Source organism: Oleiphilus sp. HI0080, from assembly GCF_001635135.1.
Map to the genome: position 1 here is coordinate 1 of NZ_LWFU01000773.1, position 783 is coordinate 783.

The window sequence follows — 783 nt, forward strand, 5'->3', positions numbered from 1 at the left end:
GTTTATTTGATGCAGGCGAGTCTCATAAACGCAAAGGCGATCGTTGGGCAGTGGTTGATAGCGAATGCTTGGGAGAAAACGCTCCGCACCGGCGAGCGGCATCTTCCTTGGCCATGGGCCGATACCTATCCGGTCGCTAAGTTGAATGTTCCGAGATTTGGAAGGACATACTATGTGCTGCAAGGGGCCTCAGGAGAGGCGCTTTCTTTTGGGCCAGGGCTGAATGTTTATTCCAGTGAAGACGGAGCGATCGCGCTATTTTTGATTCAGGCGCATATGGATACGCATTTTGATTTCCTGAGCCAACTAGAAATTGGGGACATCGTTGAGCTTTTTTTCGAAGGGAGGCTAGTGCGCTTTAAGATTGCTCAGCATCAACNCCTGAGTGCGCCTCGCTTTCAACTTACTGAGCAGCCCGAAACGCCCTTGTTGGTGTTATCGACCTGTATGAATGGAGCGGACCGGGAAGCAGACACGGACCTCCGACGCCTCGTGATAGCACAAGCTATCTAACTACCGTGTTTAGCGACTTGGCATGGCGGCTAGGCATATCTGCTAGGTATAGCGGCAGGGTAAACCAATCTGTTTGAGAGCCTTAAATGGCAGAGGATACGCGAGAAAAATGACTTACATTTGGGCATAAAAAAAGCCGGTTACAAAGGCGTAACCGGCAATAAGTGCGAGTAGTATCCATGAAAGTCTTTCACTTCACTGACGTCATGAATGCCGTCAGTAACGACAATAGTGGTACAGATTTTTTAATATGCAAATAAATCCTAAAAT

Annotated in this window: 1 protein-coding gene; it reads left to right on the plus strand. The window is 48.3% G+C overall.

What is annotated here, in order from left to right:
• Positions 1-513: sortase domain-bontaining protein (locus A3751_RS16095; RefSeq protein ID WP_068457904.1), on the plus strand; the 513-nt coding region annotated here is incomplete at its 5' end.
• Positions 514-783 lie beyond the last annotated feature (270 nt).